This window comes from Paenibacillus sp. FSL R5-0912 (assembly GCF_000758605.1).
Lineage (GTDB): Bacteria > Bacillota > Bacilli > Paenibacillales > Paenibacillaceae > Paenibacillus_AQ.
Genome location: NZ_CP009282.1, coordinates 1,619,824 through 1,641,014 on the forward strand (window position 1 = coordinate 1,619,824; position 21,191 = coordinate 1,641,014).

Consider the following 21,191-nt stretch of genomic DNA (forward strand, 5'->3'; position numbering starts at 1 on the left):
CAGGATGGGAGCACCGTTTGATCTTAGTTTTGTATTCTCTTTTCTGCCTAAGCTGCTGACTACGCTGAGCACAACACTGCTGATCGTAGCCTGTTCGCTGCTGGCAGGTGTGATTGTCGGATTTATCATTGCCCTTCCCCGCCTCTACAAGGTGCCGGTCCTGAAGACCTGCGCAGAGGTGTACATCTCATTCTTCCGGGGGACGCCGATTCTGATCCAATTGTTCCTGTTCTATTACGGTCTGCCCGAGGTGCTGAAGCTGGTAAATCTCGATATGACGCGGACGCCGGTGCTGGTATTCGTAATTCTGACCTACGGCCTGCATACGGGAGCTTTCATGTCGGAGATGATCCGCGCTTCGGTAACGGCTGTCGATAAAGGCCAGGTGGAAGCGGCTTACGCCACGGGGATGACCTCTTATCAGGCTTTTACCCGGATCGTATTGCCCCAGGCACTGGGGATTGCCATTCCGGTGTTCTCGAACCTGGTCATTGCGCTGCTGAAGGATACTTCGCTTGCGTTCACGCTGGGCGTGATGGAGATGACGGGTAAGGCGCAGACTTTGGGCAGCGTGACCCAGCATTTTATTGAAACCTATATTGCACTTGCACTTATCTATCTCGTGATTAGCTTTACGATTGAGAAGCTGCTGCTGGTGGCGGAACGCCGGTTACTCCGTCATGAAGACCAGGGCAGTCCGGTGAAGCGGAAATTCAGTCTGCAGAAAAAAGCGTCCTACCGCCATATCATTGCGGACATGGGACCGGGTAAAGGAGGCGGCGCGTAATGAAGCTGGACCCATCGTTTATCTGGACGGCGTTCCTGCAGATTCTGGGTGCCATTCCTACAACGCTGTATATCACGGTAGTCTCAGTATTGGCCGGTTTCGCGATTGGAATTGTGGTGGCACTGGTCCGGATTTATAAAGTACCTGTCCTGTATCCGCTGGCGGTGGGGTATGTCACCTTCATCCGCGGCACCCCGATGCTGACTCATCTGCTGCTGATCTATTTCGGGCTGCCGATGATTATCGACGGGCTTGCTGTACAGTTCGGATGGAGCTTCCGCTCGGTGTCGATTCCGATGATCGGCTTCGCCTACATTTCCTTCTCCATTACAGCAGGAGCCTATATGTCCGAGGTGGTCCGTTCCGGCCTGCTGGCGGTGGACCGCGGTCAGATCGAAGCTGCACATTCCATAGGGATGAGTACTCCCCAGGCGCTCCGGCGGATCGTATTCCCCCAGGCGCTGGCGGCGAGCCTGCCCAATCTGTCGAATTCCGTGATCGGAATGCTGCACGGGTCTACGCTTGCTTTTACCGTATCGGTCGTGGATATCAATGCCCAGGCGCAAATCGTAGCTTCGACAAACTGGAAATTCTTCGAGGCGTATCTGGCGGCGGCGCTGATCTTCTGGGGGCTGACCTTCCTCATTGAGCGGGCCACCGCCCTGATCGAAAAACGGATAAATCTGTATAACCGGGGTGGAGTCGCATGATTAAGCTGGAACGTATATCGAAGTCTTTCGGGCGCCATCAGGTACTGAACAATATTGATCTGAAGGTGTCCAAAGGGGAGGTTGTCGTCATTCTCGGCCCCAGCGGTTCCGGCAAAACAACCCTGCTGCGCTGTGTGAATTATCTGGAGAAGCCAAGCGGCGGCGAAATCTCGATCGGTGAGTTCAAGCTGGACTGCCGGCATGCCCGCAAAAAGGATATTCACCAGCTGCGGCAAAAAACGGCCATGGTCTTCCAGCAATACAATCTGTTCCGCCACAAAACGGCGCTGGAGAATGTGATGGAAGGGCTGCTGATCGTCAAGAAGCTTCCGAAGGAGGAAGCACGGAAGAGAAGCATCGCACTGCTGGAAAAGGTCGGCTTAGCAAGCAAGCTGGATGCCTATCCAAGCCAGCTGTCCGGCGGCCAGCAGCAGCGGGTCGGCATTGCCCGGGCGCTGGCGCTGGAGCCGGAAGTGATTCTGTTCGATGAGCCGACCTCTGCACTCGACCCGGAGCTGGTTGGCGAAGTGCTTGCGGTGATCCGCAAGATTGCCAAAGAAGGGATAACGATGATTGTGGTGACGCATGAGATGGGTTTTGCCCGCGATGTGGCGAACCATGTGGTGTTCATGGACGGCGGCGTGATTGTAGAAGAAGGCACACCCACCGAGGTGTTCAACCATCCGCGTGAAGAAAGAACGAAGCAGTTCCTGAAGCGGATTACGCCGGAGCTGAACTATTCCATCTAGGAGGCATAACTATGGCGATTACAATCAGCGTTTTGGATCAAAGCCCGATTTATCCGGGAGAGACGCCGGAGGAGGCCTTTCAGCATACCATCAAGCTGGCGCAGCTGTCGGAGCGTCTCGGCTTCCGCCGGTTCTGGGTATCCGAGCATCATGATTCCGAGCAGGTGGCCGGTTCTTCACCGGAGGTGCTGATCTCGCATCTGCTGGCCAAGACTGAGAGTATCCGCATCGGGTCCGGCGGGATTATGTTGCAGCACTACAGCCCTTATAAGGTGGCTGAGAACTTCAACGTGCTGGCTTCGCTGGCGCCGGGCCGTGTAGATCTGGGCGTCGGGCGTGCTCCCGGCGGGCTGCCGCGCAGTACGCAGGCGCTGCAGCAGGGAGGCGGCGAGGCTCCTTCACTGACCGATAAAATCATAGAGCTGGAGAAATATGTACATAACCGGCTGGAGGAGGATCATCCGCTCACCGGGCTGAAGGCTGGCCCGCTGCCCGGAACTCCGCCGCAGCTGTATTTACTGGGGGCCAGTGTCGCCAGTGCCGAAATCGCTGCGGAATTGGGGCTGCCGTATGTGTTCTCTTTGTTCATCGGCGGCGATCAGGCCGTTGCCCTGGAAGCGGTGCGTGCTTACCGCAGCGGCTTCAATACCAGCAGCGGGAAGGAGCCGCAAGTGATTATCGCGCTGGCTGTAATCGTGGCCGATACGGAAGAGGAGGCCAAAGAGCTAGGCGGAGCGCATAAGCTGATCCGCATTCAACTCGCCAGCGGGAAGAAGCTGACGGTGGCCACCCGCGAGCAGGCGGAGGAGTTCACCCGCCAGACCACGGAGCCTTACACCCTGGAAGAACGGGAGCCGGAGGTTACCAAAGGAACGAAGGAAAGTGTCCGCGGGCAGCTGCTGGCGTTGGCTGAGGCATCCGGGGTGGAGGAGTTTATTATCACGACCAATGTGCAGCCCTTTGACAAACGGCTGCGTTCCTTCGAGCTGCTGGCTGAAGCGCTCGCCGGGGTTCCGGCGGAGGCCTCATCATGACAAGTACAACTGCGGAATCCGCTGCACAGGCAGTTAACAGGTTATCGTTCAATGAGCGGCTGGCCCAGATCCGCCGTCATCTGCATCGGCATCCTGAACTCTCTAATGAAGAATATGAAACTACGAAATATATTACCTCACTGCTCAAGCAGGTAGGCGTGAAGATAGCAGATTACGGGCTGAAGACCGGAGTGATTGCTGAAATCGGCGGCTTGCAGGGCGGTCCGGTGATTGCCTTGCGGGCCGACATCGATGCACTGCCGATTCAGGAAGAAACCGTATTGCCTTATGCCTCGCAGGTTCCCGGCAGAATGCATGCCTGCGGCCATGACTTCCATACGGCGGCGCTGCTGGGGGCGGTTTATCAGCTGAAGGATCAGGAGAGCAGCCTGAAGGGAACGGTCCGCTTCTTGTTCCAGCCTGCCGAGGAGAAGGCAAAAGGCGCGCAGCAGATCATCGCTGCCGGAGGGCTGAATAATGTCCGCGCGGTCATCGGGATGCATAATAAGCCGGATCTGCCGGTAGGGACCATCGGTATTAAGGAAGGTCCGCTGATGGCAGCTGCTGACGGCTTCATAGCGGAGATCCGCGGGTTCGGAACCCATGCGGCAGTGCCGGAAGCCGGTATAGACCCCATCGTAGCAGCTTCCCATATCGTTACGGCGCTGCAGTCCATCGTCAGCCGGAATGTGAGCAGCCTGAACAGTGCCGTCATCAGCGTTACGCAGATTCACAGCGGGAACTCGTGGAATATCATCCCGGAAACGGCGGTGCTGGAAGGGACGATACGTTCGTTCGACGAAGCGGTGCGCGGCAGGGTGCTGAAGCGCTTCGAAGAGGTGGTGACTGGTGTTGCGGCCGCACTGAGTGCCGAAGCCAGCGTGCGCTGGATCGGCGGACCGCCGCCGGTTATCAATGACGCGCTGCTGGCCCGGCTTGGAGAAGAAACGGCCGCGGACCTTGGCTATACCTCTGTTAAGCCGGTACCATCACCGGCCGGAGAGGACTTCGCCTTCTACCAGCGGGAGGTTCCCGGTTTATTTGTCTTTACCGGCACGGCCGGAAGCCGGGAATGGCATCACCCTAAGTTCGATCTGGACGAAGCGGCTCTGCCTGTGGGTGCCGGGTTCTTCAGCAGTCTGGCGGTACGGGTGCTGGAGCATTTCGCGGCTGAAGGGGGTGCGGATCATAGCTGACCATCCCGTATATGACGTGATCATTGTTGGCGCAGGGTCGATGGGAATGAGCGCGGGTTATCATCTGGCCCGGCGCGGCGTGAGGACGCTGCTGATCGATGCTTTTGATCCGCCGCATACCGAAGGCAGCCATCACGGGGAGATCCGGCTGATCCGGCATGCCTATAGCGGAGATCCGGCCTATATTGACCTGGCGCTCCGTGCCCAGGTGCTATGGGAAGAGGCCGAAGCGGAGAGCGGGACGGAGTTGCTTGTCCCTTCAGGCGTGCTCAATCTGGCAGACAGCGGCGTCTATTCCTTCGCCGGTCGCCTGGCGGAAGCGCGTAAGCGGAAGGTCCGGGCCGAGCAGCTGGATGCGGAGGAGATCCGCCGCCGCTGGCCGGCGCTGAAGCTTCCGGAATCCTTCGAGGCGATGTATGAGCCGGATGCGGGTTACCTCTACAGTGAACGGTGCATAACAGCCTACCGGCAGCTGGCACTGGCTCATGGTGCAGAGCTGCTGACGAACACACCTGTGCTGAATGTAACGGCCCGCGAAGGAAGTGTCACCGTTCATACGAAGAACGGCGATTATCAGGGGGCGGCTGCTGTGCTCAGCGCTGGAGCCTGGTTCAGTTCATTATCACCCTTCGTCAGCCTGCCGATTAAGGCCGTCCGTAAGGTAGTGGGCTGGTTTGGGAGTACGCCGGACTTCGAGGCCGGGAAGTTCCCAGGCTTCACGCTGGGCGCTGAGGAAGGAGGCTTCTACGGCTTCCCCAGCATCGGCGGTGCTGGACTGAAGATCGGCCGCCATGATACAGGCGAGGAATGGAGGCCCGGCGAACCGCTGGCACCGTTCGGCAGTCTGGAGAGCGATGAAGACGATCTTCGCCGTGTATTGGAGGCTTATATGCCTGGCGCAGCCGGGAAGCTGCTTAAAGGGTCCGTCTGTAAATATGAGCATACGCCGGATGAGGATTTCATTATTGACCGCCACCCGGCCTACAGCAATGTGCTGCTGGCCGGAGGCTTCTCGGGACATGGCTTCAAATTCTCCAGCGTGGTCGGGGAGATCCTCGCAGATTTGGCTGTACAGGGAAATACTAGGCAGAATATTGCGCCATTTGTGCTGTCACGCTTCCCTACCAGGCCTGACCAGCCGCAACCGAAACTTATATTGGAGGAGATCGAATGAGTAGTGTGGAGCTAACAGAGTACTTGAATACGCACGGGCAATTGATGCAGGCACTGGAAGGCTTATCCGATGAGCATCTGAAGTGGAAGGCGGAGCCGGCCAGCTGGAGCGTAACCGAGGTACTGTCACATCTGGCTGATCACAGCATTGTGGTCTCCTTCCGTATCCGTGATATTCTGGCGGATACGAAGGTGCAGCTTCCGGCATTCAATCAGGATGCCTGGGTCAGCGGGCAGCACAGCAATCTGGGTAAGGCGACAGACAGCCTGGAGCTGTTCCGCAGCCTGCTGCATTACAATAGTCTCCTGCTGGGAAGACTGACTGCCGCAGAATGGGAGAAAAGCGGGATTAATGTCAAGGGAGACACCGTCCGGATTGCCGATATCGTCCGCAGCTTCACCGCCCATGTGCAGAACCATCTGGCCCAGATCGAACGGGTCAAGCGGGGAGCAGAAGCCAGTCTCTCTGCCCAGCAAGCCACTTTGTAATGAATACACAACCTTGAGGAGGAATGAACATGACTAAAGCGAGACAATTGAAGCTGGGAGCACTGCTGCACGGGGTTGGAGGAAGCACCTCCATGTGGCGTCATCCCGATGCGAAGCCTGATGCCAGTGTGAACTTTGAGCTATACAAGGAATGGGTGCGCAAAGCGGAGGAAGGCAAGCTGGATCTGATCTTCATTGCAGATGGTCTGTTCATCAATGAGAAGTCTATCCCTCATTTCCTCAACCGTTTCGAGCCGCTGACGATTCTTAGTGCACTGGCGGCGGTCAGCAGCCGTATTGGTCTGGTAGGTACCCTGTCCACCTCCTACAGTGAACCGTTTACTGTGGCCCGGCAATTCGGCTCGCTGGATGTCATCAGCGGCGGACGGGCCGGCTGGAATGTGGTGACCTCACCGCTTGAAGGCTCAGCTCTTAACTACAGCAAGAAGGAGCATCCCGATCATGGCAAGCGGTACCGCATTGCCGCCGAATATCTGGAGGTAGCGCGCGGGCTGTGGGATTCATGGGAGGATGATGCATTTGTCCGCAATAAGGAGACGGGCGTCTTCTTCGATCCGGGGAAAGTGCACACGCTTGATCACCAGGGTGAATTCTTCTCTGTGAAGGGACCGCTGAATATCGCCCGCTCGAAGCAGGGACAGCCGGTTATTTTCCAGGCAGGGTCCTCAGAGGTCGGCAAAGATTATGCCTCGAGTGTAGCAGATGCCGTCTTCACGGGTCATGACACGCTGAAGTCTGCCCAGGAATTCTATAAGGATGTGAAAACCCGCGTAGCTTCGTTTGGGCGCAATCCCGAAGAAGTGCTGATCTTCCCTGGAATAGCACCGATTCTGGGAGCTACCCCTGAGGAGGCGGAACGCAAATACCAGGAGGTTGCCGGTCTGGTGACGATCGAGAATGCGCTGAACTATCTGGGCAGGTTCTTCGAGCATCATGATTTCTCGCAGTATCCGCTGGATGAGCCATTCCCGGATGTCGGTGATCTGGGCCGGAACAGCTTCCAGAGCGGCACGGACAAAATCAAAAAGGATGCTAAAGAACAGGGCTTAACTCTGCGGCAGGTAGCCTTGCAGTCTGCTACGCCTCGCAGCAGCTTCATCGGCACGCCGGAGCAGGTGGCTGATCAGATTCAGACCTGGTTCGAGGCCGGAGCAGCCGATGGCTTCATGCTGGCAGCCGCCGTACCGAACGGGCTGGAGGAATTTGTGGATCTGGTCGTTCCGATTCTGCAGGAACGCGGACTGTTCCGCACCGAATACGAAAGCGATACGCTGCGGGGCAATCTCGGACTGCCAGTGCCGGAGAACCGTTACTCTAAGGCTTCTGAACCGGCAGGGCAGGTGTGACGCAAATGCAGTCCGGTGCAGACCGTCTGAAACCGGATCTTGAAGCCATGATGAAGTATGCCGGCGGGCTGGAGGCGGAGCTGATCGCGATCCGCCGTGATCTGCACAGCCATCCGGAGCTGCTCTACGATGTGGCCCGCACTTCCGGCAAGGTTGCTGCGCACCTGGAGTCATGGGGGATTGAAGTGCGGCGGAATGTGGGCCGGCATTTCGGGAGGGGAGTCACCGGGACGCTGCGGGGAACGGCAGGGAGCGGACCGGTAATTCTGCTGCGGGCGGATATGGACGCGCTGCCGGTTGCTGAGCTGAATGAGGTGGACTATAAGTCCAGGAATCCTGGTGTTATGCACGCCTGCGGGCATGACGCCCATACGGCGATGCTGCTCGGGGCCGCGCAGACACTGGCGGCATTCCGGCATCAGCTGAGCGGGACGGTGATCTTCGTCTTTCAGCCGTCGGAGGAAGGCGCAAGCCGGAGTCCGCTGGACGGGCACCTGCTCTCCGGCGGTAGGGATATGATCGAAGACGGCATTCTAGAAGGTGTGGACCAGTGTTATGCGCTGCATGTGATGCCGGAGCTTGCCGTTGGTAGGCTGGGCATTCATCCCCGGTATGCCATGGCGGCCTCAAGCCATTTCACCGTGAAATTCCGGGGCACCGCCGGACATCACAGCGCACCGCATGAAGCGGTCGATGCTATACAGATGGCGGCACGGTTTGTGACCGAAGCCAATGGGCTGATGGCCAATCGGATCAATCCGTCGGAAGCAGCGGTGCTGGCCTTCGGCACACTGCGTGCTGGAACAGCAATCAATGTCATTGCTGAGCACAGTGAGCTGACCGGCACCTTCAGAGCCTTCACGAAATCAACCGTCAGCCGGATTACGGAAGGACTGAAGCGCCACGCTGCAGCGATAGCCTCGGCATATGGAGGCAGCAGCAGCCTGGAGCTGCGCGAAGGCATTGCCGTGGTGAACGACGGCTTGGCCGTTCAGCGGATGCTCGGCGCAGCGCGCAAGGTGCTGGGAGATGAGAAGGCGTATCTGCTGGAGCAGCCGAGCCTGGCCGGGGAAGATTTCGGCTGGTATCTCGATCAGGTGCCCGGGGCGTTTGCCTTTATCGGCTGCGGCAATGCGGAACAGGGGATAACCTATGCGCTTCACCAGCCCCGGTTCAACATTGATGAGGCTGTGCTGGTACAGGGCGCCAGAGTATTGGTGAGGCTTGCTGCTGAGTAGTATTAAATCAGGTATATTACACATTTGGATAAATTGTATATCAGCAAAAGAAAGGATGCCAGCCCTTATGAAAAGGGAGGCATCCTTGTTGTTGCTGACCTCACGCTGTCAGCTTATTTGCGGTTACGCAGGCGCTCAAGCTCAGCCTCTACCGCGCTATTCATCGGAGATTCAGGAGCTGCTGCTGCTGTTAGTCCGGATTGCTCAGCAAGGGCTTCCTGCATGGCAATCTTGTCCTCCATCCGTTCGAAGCCGCGGGATGCGCTGCCGGCGTTCAATACCTGGCCACGGCATCCGGCCGGGGAACCAGAGGCGCTTGCTTGAGCCGCCTGCTTCATCTCTGCCGCTTTGCGGGCACGTTCCGCCAGCTCGGCTCTTTTGGCTTTGAGGCGTTTATGTTCTTCCTTCACATTCGCCAGTTGAACCTCAAGCGAGGCGAGTGTGGCCTGAGTCTCCTGCAGTCCGGCTGTGCATTCCTGTCCGCTCTCCGTATAGCGCAGTTTAGCCATTACCGCAGCGCGGGCTGCCGGCTCATTGCCTTCACTCATGGCTTGAACGGCTTCCGCTTCGCTGCGCTCCGCAAGCACCTGATATTCATAGATGCGGCGCTCCAGCACACTGGCAGCGGCTTTGAATTCACGCTGTTTGCTCTCGGCATCGGTGATTTTATCCTCCAGATCCCGCAGATACTGGCCGGTAAGCAGCATCGGATCTTCCAGTTTGTTCAATCCCTCGTGGATAGCTGCTTTGGTTAACGTTGTGATTCTTTGAAATATACTCATGATTATGATCTCCTTTTTAGTTGGGGTAGGTGTAGCAGAAATGAAGGATTAGTAGTCGAAACCGTCAGTGAAGCCGCCGTAGGATTCTTTGGGCACAATGACACTGCCGATGACATAGAGGACTAGGACGGTACCGAAGCTAAATACGGCAGCGGCGGCTACGAGCAATCTAACAAGGGTAGTGTCAACATTGAGCCAGCGTGCCAATCCTCCGCATAAGCCTGTAAGTTTGCTGTCAGTTACGGAACGGGTTAATTTTTTCATATGAATATCTTCCTCTCTTATATGGTGATCGCCGGTTCGCGGCGTGTTCACTGCGTTGTCTATGTATGTATTGTACGAATTAATCCCGCGCAGCAAAACAGCCTGCAGACTGTTCTTTGTTCCCGACCTTAGTCGGGGATGCTGACCGCAATAGGACGGGGGAAGGCCGGGAAAATACGGATTAACCAGGAAAACACGGATTTTACACAAAGAGGTCCTGTTGTTCATTCGGGGTTAATACTGGAGGATTAAACTGTACTCTAGCGGAGCCTATCATAAACATACGGGAGGACTGGCCTCATGGGGATTCACAAGTATTTTCGCTCTCTGAACGAACTGGAACGCATTATCCGCTGTCCGGGCAAATTCAAATTCGAGGAGCACAGCGTAGCGGCCCATTCCTGGAAGGTCGTACAATACGCCAAAACACTGGCTGATATTGAAGAGAAACACGGTGCGGTGATCGACTGGAAGAAGCTGTACGAGATTACGAGCAGCCATGATTACGGAGAGATTTTTATCGGGGACATCAAAACGCCGGTGAAGCACTCCTCACTCCAGCTAAGGTCGCTGATTCAGCAGGTTGAGGAGGGCATGATCGACAACTTCATCAAGGAGCATATCCCGGATGAGTTCAAAAGCACCTTCTACCATCAGCTGCGCGAGGGCAAGGACGAGTCGATTGAAGGCTTGATTCTGGAGGTTGCCGACAAAATGGATCAGGTATATGAAGCTTTTGCCGAGCTGCAAAGAGGGAACACGGAGAAGGAATTTGTGGTGATGTACCGCAATGCCCTGATCAAGATCAAGAACATTGAGCTGAGATGTGTGGATTACTTCCTGGCAGAAATTCTGCCGGATATGGTGAATGAAGAAACACTGTCCTCCATTGATATTAAAAGAATTACGGAAGAGGCGCTGGCTCTGTAGATGAGCTGTGGCTCTTTTTTCATATATACATATAGAAATACGTCAGGCCTGAAGGTGCTTGCTTGCGTAAGCCCGGGCATACAGCACGGCCGATCCGTTAAAAGCGATATGCAGCGGAATCGTCAGCAGGAGGGAGCCAGTCACCTGTGCGAATAACCCAAAGAAGATCCCTCCGGTAAAAGCAAAGAGCATAAACCTGACGCTCTCGCGGTTCAGCCTGTAATACTGCAAATGGGACACCGCGAACAGCAGCGAGGTTAGGAGAATAGCCCAGCTTATATCGATGATGGAATTGGAATGCAGCTGACCGAGTGCCGGATGGCGCGCAAGTACGGGTAGGATAAGTCCTCTGAAGGCAATCTCTTCAAAGACAGGGAAGGCAAGGACGAAGTTGATTGTATTATAGGTTCCCGCAGGAGAATAGCCGGAGGTTCTTGAGATGATCAGGTTCACAAGCAGAATGACAAGGAATAACGGAAGCACCTTCATCACTTGCTGTGGAGCGTTGAACGTATAGCTGTTGTTCCAGAGAACACTTACCCCAATCATGGCGGCTCCCCAATAATAAATGGTAAATCGTGCTTGCTGCTTAGAGACAACTCCCAGTATTCCCTCGAATATCTTGTATGAAAAAGACAGCAGCATAGCAATAGCGAATGATTCCAGTAACAGCATAAGTGATTACCCTCCGGTGAAAGTGAAAGTGTGTTCAAAACTTCTTCTGATTCTTGCAGCTTTGCAGTTAGAAATCTATTACATATATTACAATAATGAAGGAGATGAATGTTACGGCGGGAAGTTCGGATGAAATGCTACGATAAAGGAAAAATAAGAATGGTGCGTTATATTAGACAGCAATTTTGTGCTATTTGTGAATCAATTTTACGGTGGAATCAGAGAAGGATAGCCGATACAATGATTCTGTATCCACAATAAAATACAATTCATTCACAAATGGAGGTTACATTAACTTATGAATCATAGGGAATTTGCCCCTACTCCGCCAATGGGCTGGAACAGCTGGGATTGCTATGGTGCTTCAGTGACAGAGGCGGAGGTGCGGGGAAATGCCGATTATATGGCCCGCAACCTGAAGGAGTATGGCTGGGAATATATTGTGGTTGATATTCAGTGGTATGAGCCTGGGGCAGTGTCGGACCAATACCGTCCTTTTGTCCGTCTGGAGACAGATGGCTATTCCCGGCTGATCCCAGCGGTGAACCGTTTCCCTTCGGCAGAAGGCGGCCTTGGATTTAAGCCGCTTGCAGATTATGTGCATAGTCTAGGCCTCAAGTTCGGAATTCATATTATGCGTGGTATTCCCCGGCAGGCGGTTCACGACAATACACCTATTAAGGGAACAGCGGTGACAGCACGCGATATCGCGCATACCTGTTCCTTCTGCGGCTGGAACACGGATATGTATGGTGTGGATGCTTCTAAGGAAGGTGCGCAGGAATATTACAATTCTTTATTCGAGCTGTACGCTTCATGGGATGTCGATTACATCAAGGTGGATGACATCGCAGATTCCTGGCTGCATGGCGGCCCGCATCTTGCTGAGATCGAGCTGATCCGCAAAGCCATTGACCATACTGGCCGCAGTATTGTGCTGAGCCTGTCGCCGGGACCTGCACCTGTGAAGCATGCGGAATTCTTGGAGAACCACGCGAATGTATGGAGAATGACGGATGATTTCTGGGACCGCTGGCCGCTCCTGCTGGATATGTTCGACCGCTGTTCCACTTGGGAAGGCCGGCCTAAACCCGGCTGCTGGCCGGATTGTGATATGCTGCCGCTTGGGCGTATTGGAATACGCGGTGTACAGCATGACCGCTGGACAAACTTCACGAAGGACGAGCAAGTAACGATGATGACATTATGGACCCTTTTCCGTTCGCCGCTGATGTTCGGAGGCGAGATGCGTGACAACGATGAATGGACACTGTCACTACTGACTAACCAGGATGTACTGAATATGCACCGCCACAGCTGTAATGCCCGCCAGATCAGCCGTACCGGTGATAGGGTAGTGTGGTTAGCCGAAGGACCTGAAGGAGAGCGGTTCGTAGCCTTATTCAACACAGGGGAGTCACTGGCGGAGGTATCCATATCTATTGCCGATTTGGGAATAGAGGGCAGGGTTAACGCCAAGGAACTATGGACCGGGAAGCAGACAGGTCCGCTCGAAGATACGCTGAGTTCAGCTATTCCGCCGCATGGAGCAGCGTTGTTCAGAGTTTCGGCGAGGTGAGATATACCTCGATAATATAGCGACAGTGACATATAAAAGTAGAAGCAGTACATTAGCATTATAGCTGACGTCCTGCTTCTATATCTGTCCTGCCGCAGCAACTTTACACTTGAAAACGGTACCCCGCTCCCCATACAGTCTGAATATACTTCGGATTGCCGGGGTCCTGTTCGATCTTGTCGCGCAGCCTGTTGATATGAACAGCTACTGTGGCATTATCCCCCATGGCATCGAAGCCCCATATGCGCTCATACAAGGAATCTCTGCTGAACACGATGTCAGCATGGATAGCCAGGAAATGCAGAAGGTCGAATTCCTTTTTCTTCAACTCCAGCTCCCGGCCATGAAGATAGGCTCTGTGAGATAAGGTGTGGATCACGAATGGACCGATTTCGATGCTGCTGCTCTGGGCTGTCAACCCGTTCCCGCCTTTGAGGCGCGAATATTGAGCTAAATTGGATTTGACCCGGGCCACCAGCTCACTTGGTGAAAAGGGCTTGACGATATAATCATCCGCGCCTAGCCCAAGCCCGCGGATTTTATCGATATCCTCCTGCTTGGCAGTAACCATAAGGATAGGAATATCCAATTGGCCTCTGAGCTTGCGGCAAACCGAGAAGCCATCTTCCCCAGGCAGCATCAGATCGAGCAGAATAAGCTGGAATTGTCCTGAGAGTGCCAGCTCGATCCCGGTGATCCCGTCTTCCGCGACCTCCACGGAGAATTGATTAATTTCCAGGTAGTCACGCTCAATGGATGCGATCGCACTGTCATCTTCAATGATTAATATTTTTGTCATAGTTAGCCCCTTTATCCAGCACTGGCAATTGGATGATGATGCACAAGCCTCCTTCAAGAGAGGGTTTAGCGTGAATACTGCCGCCCATCCGGCTGACTGCTTTTGCGGTTATTGCAAGCCCTAATCCACTGCCCTTGGTAGGGTTGTTGCGCGAAGGATCGCTGCGGTAGAACACATCAAACAGCTTATCAAGCGCATTCTCCGGCACGCCGGGTCCATTATCCTCCAGGTAGATAAACATGTCACTTCCCTTAACTTCGGTACGAATAGTTACTTGAACACGCTCTTTCATTTTATATTTCCAGCTATTCTCCAGGATATTGAAGAAGATACTGCTCAGCTGCGCCGGATCGGCAAAGATATGCACATCTTGAGCCAGAGCAGCAATGATTACATCCAGCCCTTTCTCTCTATATTCTTCGGCAGTAGCTTTAATTAAGGAGAGAAGCTCTTGATTGACTTCCAGGACCTCCGGTTCATAAGGATAATCCCCCAGATCCATTTTGGAGAAAAGAAAGATTTTACCCACCATCCGGTCAATATCCTCAGCTTTAGTCTTGATCATGTGAATATATTTCTTCTGGGATTCAGGGGTTGTGGCCACACCATCCAGCAGACCCTCTGAATACGCCCGGACCGAGGTCAGCGGAGAACGGAGATCATGCGAGATACCGGCAAGCAGCTCCCTGCGGCTCTCATCCTGCTTCTGAATCAGCCGCTGAGACTCCTTAAGGCGTAGGGCCATGTCATTAAAATCTTCACAAACGGGAGCGAATTCATCCTTATTCTCGTAGTGAATTCTAACATCGAGATTGCCGTCCCTGATCTGATGAACTCCCTCTGCCAAAGTATCCAGGGGCTGCTTGATCCGTTTGAATACAAACCGGGTTAGAAATTGATTCGTCAAAATAATAGTGGCGATGATCCCCAGGGTGATCACAATAATGAAGGTAACCATAGCTGGAGTGACCTTCCCGTTATCGTAGTTGGTTGCCGTGCTGAAAATGCAAACGGTATATGCTCTGCCGCCAACCCGCAGTTGTTCTGCATAGACCTCCTGGTCCTTGACGGAAGCAAAACCCTCTCCATCCATGGCCCAAATCGCCTGCAGCAGCTTGTCTGTCTGCCCGCCCTCAAGGAGGCCAAAGCTGAACAGACTTTTCGTTGAGGAATAAATAACGAGACTCAACCCGTCTCTCTGCAATATATCTTCGATCTTACGTGTGGTTTGTTCCTGATTCCCGTCTCTGCTGTCCTCAAGCAGCTTCGTGGACAGCTGAATCAAATCATCGTATCCGGTATAGAACGGGCCTTGCTTATCCTGCTTCGATACTTGAAAAAGAAGTGCCACACCAACAAAAGCAATGATCAGGGAAATACATACCGGTATTACAATCATAAGGATATTTGAGATGAACAAGCGCCGCTTAATGGTCATACCCGGTTCCTTCCTGTCGACATTTTCTCGTATATTTAATGCAATCATAACATCCTTGCAGCAGGGCTGCTAATCTGTACGCAAGGCGTAGATGGGCCGGAGTCTTGCCGCTTTGTTGGCGGGCATGATGCCGAAGAACACACCGATAAAAAGTGAGAATATAAACGAAATCGTCACCATGTTCCAGGCATAACCTACCTGCAAGGCTGTCAATTGGCCGACAAGCCAGGTTAGCCCTAATCCCACTCCAATGCCGATGATTCCGCCCAAGGTGCTAAGCACAACCGACTCAATGATGAATTGCAGCAGAACATCTATCTTTTTGGCGCCAATCGCTTTGCGTATGCCGATTTCGCGGGTGCGTTCGTTCACCGAAATAATCATAATGTTCATAATTCCGATTCCGCCGACGAAGAGGGAAATCCCGGCAATCCCGGCGAGGGCCATGGACAGGGTGCCGGAGGTCTTCTTCAAGGTGTCCAGCATCTGCTTGGAATCGAAGATGCTGTAGGCATCCTTGGCGTGCAGAAACTTTTTGTCCAGAATCTGTGAGACGGCTGCTTTAACAGGCGCTACGTCAGTTTCACTCAAGGCGGTTATGGCAAAAGTCTGAATGCCCTTGCTCTGCAATAGCCGCTCGGAAGAAGCCAAGGGGATCAGGATTTTCTTATCATTTGATCCGCTGAGTGAGGAGCCTTTCGCCTGCAGCAAGCCTACAATTTTGAAGGTTGTGCCGTTCAGCTGGAGTTCATGGCCAACCGGGTTTTCAGCACCAAACAGCTTTTTAGCGGTTTCTGTACCGATTAGAGCAGTCTTCTGCCGGTACTCGTTGTCGATATCAAGCAGGAACCGGCCGGACTGAACATGAAAGTTCTGCACCTTCTCGTAACTCGGGGTGATGCCTTCGAGCGAGACGGTGGTATGGACCGAAAGGTACTTGGCGGTTACATTGCTGCTGATCGTAGGCGAAACCTGGTCTACACCAGGCAATTTGCCGAAAGCTGCGACTTCCTCATTCGTGAGGGAGGTGACTGTTCCGCGTCCGGCGATCATTACCGTTAACTGGTTGGTGCCCAAATCACTGAACTGACTGGTGATCTGGCCCGTGACACCCTGTCCAACCGAGACAAGCAGGATGACCGAGGATACCCCGATGATAATACCCAGCATGGTGAGGAAGGAACGAACCTTGTTGCCGACGATGCTCATCAGCGCCATTCGTATACTCTGAAAAAGAATCATTGGTCATTTCTCCGATCTTCCACCAGACATCCATCTTGAATCCGGATCACCCGCTTCGCTTGTTCAGCAATCTCCAGATCATGAGTAATTACAATAATGGTATGCCCCTGTTCATTCAGCATTTTGATCATTTGCATGACCTCTTGTCCTGTCTTGGAATCCAGTGCCCCGGTAGGCTCATCGGCAAGCAGAATGGGGGGATTGCCGGCCAGTGCTCTGGCGATGGCGACTCTCTGCTGCTGGCCTCCCGACAGCTCACTGGGACGATGATGCATCCGGTCCTGAAGGCCCACCTTCTCAAGAGCTGCAGCGGCCAGCTGTCTTCGCTCACGGTGAGACAAGCCCCGGTAGACAAGCGGCAGTTCGACATTTTCGATAGCGGATAATTTCGGAAGCAGGTTGAAGTTCTGGAAGATGAAGCCTATTTTCTCGTTACGGATTTGCGCCAGACGGTTATCGGATAATCGCCTGACGTCTTGACCGTCCAGCAGATAGCTTCCTTCATTGGGAATATCCAGGCAGCCTATCATGTTCATCAGAGTTGATTTTCCTGATCCAGAAGGGCCTATGATGGCAACGAACTCGCCGTGATGGATAACAAAAGAGAGGCCTTTGAGTACCGTCATCTGTTCCTTGGCCATCATATATCCGTGGACCATATGCTCAATCCGGATCAGGGGTTCTGCAGTCATTGGACACCGCCTTCAGCGCTGCCGCTGTTGTCGAAGCCGCCTTCATCTCCGCCACCCATGTCGAACAGGCCCGGGGCCGCAGGAGCGGCAGTGCTGGCAGCCACGATTGTTGGAACAATCACCTGTTCTCCTACGCTCAGACCACTGGCAATTTCAATCCGGCTTTCATCGTGTATACCTACAATAACAGCCTTTGTCTGTATTGGAGGCGGAGTGGCGGAGCTGCCCTTGGCGGAAGGGGTCTGCTCCGGCTTCTGCTCTTGCACCTGAACGTAATATTTGCCATCCTTTTGCGTCACGGACTCGATGGGAAGGAGGAGAATGTTGTTCTTCTCCTCAATCGTAATCAGCCCTTGTGCCGACATGCCCGTTCTGGCTCCGTTAGAGTCAGCGAGCAGAAGAGTCACTTCAAAGACGGAGACGCCGCCCGTCACCGTTCCCTCGTCAGCAATTCGCGTGACTTTGCCCGGATAGGCTGTAGTGGGCAAGGCATCCATTCTAAGGGTCGCCGGCATGCCCAGCTTAATCTTGGGAATATCCAGTTCATCAATCTTGATAGTAACGCTCAGATTCTTGTAGTCGGTAATGGAGAATACTTCGGCTCCGTCCGTGACCATCCCGCCTGAGGAGGCGCTGATCTTAGTGACTGTTCCGTCCATAGGTGCCTTAATGGAAGCGGGAGGGATGTGATCCTTCTTCAGTGCTTCAAGCTCGGTCAGTGTCGCCGTAATCGTATCCTTAGTTCTTTCAATAGCAAGCTTCGCCGCATCGACTTCGGATAGGATAGCACCGTCCATGATGAGCTTCTTATACTGATCCTGTTTTTCCTGCAGATCATTTTGCGACTGTCTGAGCGTATTTTCCTGTATTCTCACGTTGCTGGCTACATTGGCTCCCTCATAGGTCAGCAGAACCTGGCCCTTTTTTACCTGTTCATTTTCCTGAACCGATACCCGGGCTACATTCCCCGAGTCCTTAGCATAGACAATTTTTGTATTCGTGGCTTTCACAGTGCCGGAGCCTTTCACGGTGACGGAGAGATCGCCCTTTGTCACCGCAGTTGTTTGAACAGCGGGATGATTTCCTTGCGTGCTCTTGTCCGGCCACAAGCTAAAGGCTATGATTCCTGCGGTCACAATTATTGCGGCTGATAGCCAGACTGTTTTTTTGATGTTCATAGCGATCCTCCGCTATCTGGATTTGTCGTGTTTTTCGGGGCAGTGGTTGCCTCCGGGGCTTTCGCCGCAGGCGTGTAGGTCAAGTTGTAGCTTTGGCTGCCCAAGAGAATTTTCTCTCCCTGGAACTCATCATATATAGTCACAAGGAATTTTCCGCTCCGGAGTGTCTTATAAGCGCTGCTTGTCAAGGTTGCCGAATAGGTCAGGAATCTTCCTGTCACCAGATCGGTCCCAGGTACAAGTGTCTTTTCCTGCGTCTGACCGAGAGGATCTGTCAGCTGCACGACCAGCTTATGCGCGTAAGCGCCCATATCATACAGATTATCCTTGGCAAGGGAGTAGATCAGATTAACATTCAGCGTATCCTGCCCCTCAGCTACAGCTCCCGTGGCATTGGTTACTGTGAACGTGTATGGGAACAATTGCAATCCGTTACCAAGGGTGGTCAGTGCAGCGGGAGTCTGAATATGGAGTCCGAGTGCTTGAGGGTTAATATAGGCTGTCGGAGTCCCGCTTGGTGCTGTCAGCTTACCTTCGCTAACCCCTTCTCCGACGGAGAGCATCAGCTGGGAGGCATCGAGGGATGCGGGCAGCTTGCTCCACACGGTCACCACATTCTTGCCCTTGGGTGCAGTCGCAAGCACGGATTGGCTGACTTCCGCTTCATAATAGGTATTGTCTGGCGTCTTGTAGTACGCCACGAGTCTGGACAATTCCGCTTTCCGGGCTTCAAGACTGTTTACCTCAAGCTCCGTATACACAATATTCTGGCTCGTCCCGTTATATAGGATCGTCCGGCGTTCTTTGACCTCCGCCCGTTTGCCTGCGGTTTCGATGTTGAACGCTGTTGTACCGTCGGCTGCCGGAGGGATGCCGGGGGCTACCTGCCGTGTGTTCAGGGAGAGGAAGGCTTCCGCAGTATCGTCCGCACCGCTGTTCAGTCCGATCTTGATTTGATCGAGTGACTGCTCATACGGGAGCTTGCCGATCACATAATACACTGCGCTAGCTCCTGCGGCGAGCTGCTGGCTGGAGCCTGCGGCCACTACCTGCACCGAAGGGTCCAAGGCGGTTTGTCCTGCTTTGATTCCCCCTGTAAAAGCAGGGAGTATCACTGCCGCATCTCTGGCATTGCGGATCCTGATTTTGGCCACAAGCAAATCCTCGGTAGTCCACGGCAGGCGCTGAACCGATTCCAGAACGACGCCGAAGGTTCCGAAGCTGTTATCAATGGTGTACTCGGAGTCTACGGAGTTATTCATTTCCAGAGCATATGGGATTTGGTACAAGGCTGCAGGAAAGAGCACCTTGCCCTCGGCGGCCGGCTCCACCAATTGGAGCTTAAGCGTCCCCTGGTTCACATTAAGCGGTACTTCAGCAGAGAACGGCAGGATTTTCTCTTCAAGTGGCTTCAGCGTAAGGCTTGCAAGCGCCTTGTTATTGATGGGGAAGGAGTAGCCTTCCTTGGCTATTACGGATAATTCATAAGCCGGCAGGGTGACTGCTTTGTTACCGGCATTTTTGATCCGCAGCTGTATCGTCCACAAGGCTTTTTCACCTGTAGAGGAGACAGATGCTTTTTGTAGCTGGGTCTCAATGGTATTGCTGTTGATCCCGATTTTTTTGACCGCATAGGTATTCACGTTAAGGCTTGGATAGGTTGCGTCCGGGAGCCGGAAGGAGACCACAGGCAAGTCAACCTTAAGTCCTGCATTCTCCTCAGTAATTAACAACGACATCTTTGTTGTTGTTATGTAGGAAGGAATTTCAGCCAGGTAGTAGACCTTCTTATTCTCACCGGACTGCACTTTGTAATCACGGCTGGCACTATCCAGCGTCAGCTCAAGTGTGGAGCCGCCGGAGGATTCGAGGTACACCCGGTGGCCGGGTGCAGAGAGTGCCTTAGCGCCAAGATTCGTTAAGCCCAGAGCGACTTTGGCATAGGTCTTGTTATTGAAGCGGTAGATTTGCAGACTGTCCGGCTTCAGGGTAATCGGAAGGTTGCTGATGGTGATTTTTTGGCTTATACCCTGCTGAACGTAAGGGGTATAAACGGCCGGAACAGTGAAGCCCCCAAGCTTCTTCTGGTAGTCAGAGCCGCTGAAGTCGAAGCCGAATAGTGAAATCTTGATTCCGCCAGGCTTGGCTGTCTTATTGATGTTCACATAGTAGGTTACAGATAATTGTTCCTTTGGAGCGACCTCCAGCTTAGTTTTATCCTCCGGAATAGGGCTGCCTTTAAGTGTTGCTCCTTCTGGAGTGGTAACCTTGGCGAAGATATTGAACAGCTTATAAGAGCTGCTGCTTGTATTGCTATAAGTCAGTGTATAAGTCAGACTGTTTCCGCCATTCCCCCTGGCCAGCTGCACATCGGTCAGCTTTACGCTAACTCCAGCCTGAATGGCCACAGAGGACAGTTGAGACAAGGCGTGGGTATGATTTTGCTGCGGCTTATTTACAGTAACGCTGCTGGACGCCGCAGATGCAGATAAACTGAAGTGCTGACTTGCAATAATTGCTCCTAACACCAGAACGGCATAGGCACGGTAATTCTTCATTTCATTCCCTCCCAATATTCATAACCCGTCTATACTTGAAACAATCCTAGAGGATTATTCCTATCTTACGGGAAAGGTTTAACACAAGAATAAAAAAAGAGGGGAAGAACCTGGTATAAATATAAATAGGAGTTAAACTTTTTATAAACTCTTAACGGTATTTCATCTTTTGAGACGAAAAAAGACGAATGACAATTTCTCCATTCTATCAATTTCGGATTATTTCCGCCGCATTCAGTTTTTTTAACATTCACTTAACAGGTATAATCGCGGCGAGAGAAGAGTATGTCTTGAAACATTGCTTAGAATAT

The 21,191-nt window shown here is 53.3% G+C and carries 20 protein-coding genes; 11 read left to right on the forward strand and 9 right to left on the reverse strand.

What is annotated here, in order from left to right; all coding sequences use genetic code 11:
* Positions 1-4 precede the first annotated feature (4 nt).
* From R50912_RS07030 to R50912_RS07070, 9 genes are read left to right on the forward strand one after another with little or no spacing between them, the layout of a single operon-like run.
* Positions 5-787, forward strand: coding sequence for an amino acid ABC transporter permease (locus tag R50912_RS07030; protein ID WP_042233466.1), 783 nt, complete (start codon positions 5-7; stop codon positions 785-787).
* Entirely contained in the window at positions 787-1,497 is a 711-nt protein-coding gene (locus tag R50912_RS07035) for an amino acid ABC transporter permease (protein WP_039301120.1), read from the forward strand. Before R50912_RS07030 ends, R50912_RS07035 begins: the two co-directional genes overlap by 1 nt.
* The gene (locus tag R50912_RS07040) at positions 1,494-2,246 is read left to right on the forward strand and encodes an amino acid ABC transporter ATP-binding protein (protein ID WP_042233468.1); all 753 of its coding nucleotides are present in this window, start codon (positions 1,494-1,496) and stop codon (positions 2,244-2,246) included. The genes R50912_RS07035 and R50912_RS07040 overlap by 4 nt, the downstream gene beginning before the upstream one ends.
* Positions 2,247-2,257: 11 nt before the next feature.
* Positions 2,258-3,280 carry an LLM class flavin-dependent oxidoreductase gene (locus tag R50912_RS07045; RefSeq protein ID WP_042233470.1) on the forward strand — a complete coding sequence of 341 codons (1,023 nt, stop codon included), beginning with the start codon at positions 2,258-2,260 and terminating at the stop codon, positions 3,278-3,280.
* Positions 3,277-4,476: an amidohydrolase gene (locus tag R50912_RS07050; protein WP_042233472.1), complete on the forward strand. Its 1,200-nt coding sequence runs from the start codon at positions 3,277-3,279 to the stop codon at positions 4,474-4,476. The genes R50912_RS07045 and R50912_RS07050 overlap by 4 nt, the downstream gene beginning before the upstream one ends.
* On the forward strand, positions 4,469-5,650 hold the full coding sequence (gene solA, locus R50912_RS07055) for an N-methyl-L-tryptophan oxidase (RefSeq protein ID WP_081956771.1): 1,182 nt from the start codon (positions 4,469-4,471) through the stop codon (positions 5,648-5,650). Before R50912_RS07050 ends, solA begins: the two co-directional genes overlap by 8 nt.
* Positions 5,647-6,138 (forward strand): DinB family protein, encoded by a 492-nt coding sequence (locus tag R50912_RS07060; protein WP_042233474.1) that lies wholly within the window; start codon positions 5,647-5,649, stop codon positions 6,136-6,138. Before solA ends, R50912_RS07060 begins: the two co-directional genes overlap by 4 nt.
* A gap of 29 nt (positions 6,139-6,167) precedes the next feature.
* A complete protein-coding gene (locus R50912_RS07065) occupies positions 6,168-7,505 on the forward strand; it encodes an LLM class flavin-dependent oxidoreductase (protein ID WP_042233476.1) in 1,338 nt (445 codons plus the stop codon).
* A gap of 5 nt (positions 7,506-7,510) precedes the next feature.
* Positions 7,511-8,743, forward strand: a complete 1,233-nt coding sequence (locus R50912_RS07070; protein WP_081956406.1) for a M20 metallopeptidase family protein — start codon at positions 7,511-7,513, stop codon at positions 8,741-8,743.
* Between the two features lie 113 nt (positions 8,744-8,856).
* Here the strand turns inward: R50912_RS07070 and R50912_RS07075 are convergent, their stop codons facing one another.
* Complete coding sequence (locus R50912_RS07075) at positions 8,857-9,525, reverse strand: PspA/IM30 family protein (protein ID WP_052416067.1); 669 nt, start codon at positions 9,523-9,525, stop codon at positions 8,857-8,859.
* 48 nt (positions 9,526-9,573) lie between these two features.
* Positions 9,574-9,789 carry a PspC domain-containing protein gene (locus R50912_RS07080; protein ID WP_042233479.1) on the reverse strand — a complete coding sequence of 72 codons (216 nt, stop codon included), beginning with the start codon at positions 9,787-9,789 and terminating at the stop codon, positions 9,574-9,576.
* A 300-nt stretch (positions 9,790-10,089) separates the two neighbouring features.
* Here R50912_RS07080 and R50912_RS07085 point away from each other — a divergent pair, with 300 nt between their 5' ends.
* Positions 10,090-10,719, forward strand: a complete 630-nt coding sequence (locus R50912_RS07085; RefSeq protein ID WP_042233482.1) for a YfbR-like 5'-deoxynucleotidase — start codon at positions 10,090-10,092, stop codon at positions 10,717-10,719.
* Positions 10,720-10,761: 42 nt separating this feature from the next.
* Here the strand turns inward: R50912_RS07085 and R50912_RS07090 are convergent, their stop codons facing one another.
* Positions 10,762-11,394: a CPBP family intramembrane glutamic endopeptidase gene (locus tag R50912_RS07090; RefSeq protein ID WP_042233483.1), complete on the reverse strand. Its 633-nt coding sequence runs from the start codon at positions 11,392-11,394 to the stop codon at positions 10,762-10,764.
* 298 nt (positions 11,395-11,692) lie between these two features.
* On the opposite strand from R50912_RS07090, the gene R50912_RS07095 reads away from it, so the two are divergent.
* On the forward strand, positions 11,693-12,973 hold the full coding sequence (locus R50912_RS07095; RefSeq protein ID WP_042233486.1) for a glycoside hydrolase family 27 protein: 1,281 nt from the start codon (positions 11,693-11,695) through the stop codon (positions 12,971-12,973).
* A gap of 103 nt (positions 12,974-13,076) precedes the next feature.
* Here R50912_RS07095 and R50912_RS07100 read toward each other — a convergent pair whose 3' ends face one another.
* The 6 genes from R50912_RS07100 to R50912_RS07125 form a co-directional block, all read right to left on the reverse strand.
* The gene (locus R50912_RS07100; RefSeq protein ID WP_042233488.1) at positions 13,077-13,772 is read right to left on the reverse strand and encodes a response regulator transcription factor; all 696 of its coding nucleotides are present in this window, start codon (positions 13,770-13,772) and stop codon (positions 13,077-13,079) included.
* Positions 13,750-15,210 (reverse strand): sensor histidine kinase, encoded by a 1,461-nt coding sequence (locus tag R50912_RS07105; RefSeq protein ID WP_042233490.1) that lies wholly within the window; start codon positions 15,208-15,210, stop codon positions 13,750-13,752. The genes R50912_RS07100 and R50912_RS07105 overlap by 23 nt, the downstream gene beginning before the upstream one ends.
* A gap of 69 nt (positions 15,211-15,279) precedes the next feature.
* The gene (locus R50912_RS07110; protein WP_042233492.1) at positions 15,280-16,452 is read right to left on the reverse strand and encodes an ABC transporter permease; all 1,173 of its coding nucleotides are present in this window, start codon (positions 16,450-16,452) and stop codon (positions 15,280-15,282) included.
* A complete protein-coding gene (locus R50912_RS07115) occupies positions 16,449-17,144 on the reverse strand; it encodes an ABC transporter ATP-binding protein (RefSeq protein ID WP_042233495.1) in 696 nt (231 codons plus the stop codon). The genes R50912_RS07110 and R50912_RS07115 overlap by 4 nt, the downstream gene beginning before the upstream one ends.
* Entirely contained in the window at positions 17,141-18,322 is a 1,182-nt protein-coding gene (locus R50912_RS33135) for an efflux RND transporter periplasmic adaptor subunit (protein WP_052416073.1), read from the reverse strand. Before R50912_RS33135 ends, R50912_RS07115 begins: the two co-directional genes overlap by 4 nt.
* Positions 18,319-20,880, reverse strand: coding sequence for a hypothetical protein (locus tag R50912_RS07125; RefSeq protein ID WP_042233498.1), 2,562 nt, complete (start codon positions 20,878-20,880; stop codon positions 18,319-18,321). The genes R50912_RS33135 and R50912_RS07125 overlap by 4 nt, the downstream gene beginning before the upstream one ends.
* Positions 20,881-21,191 lie beyond the last annotated feature (311 nt).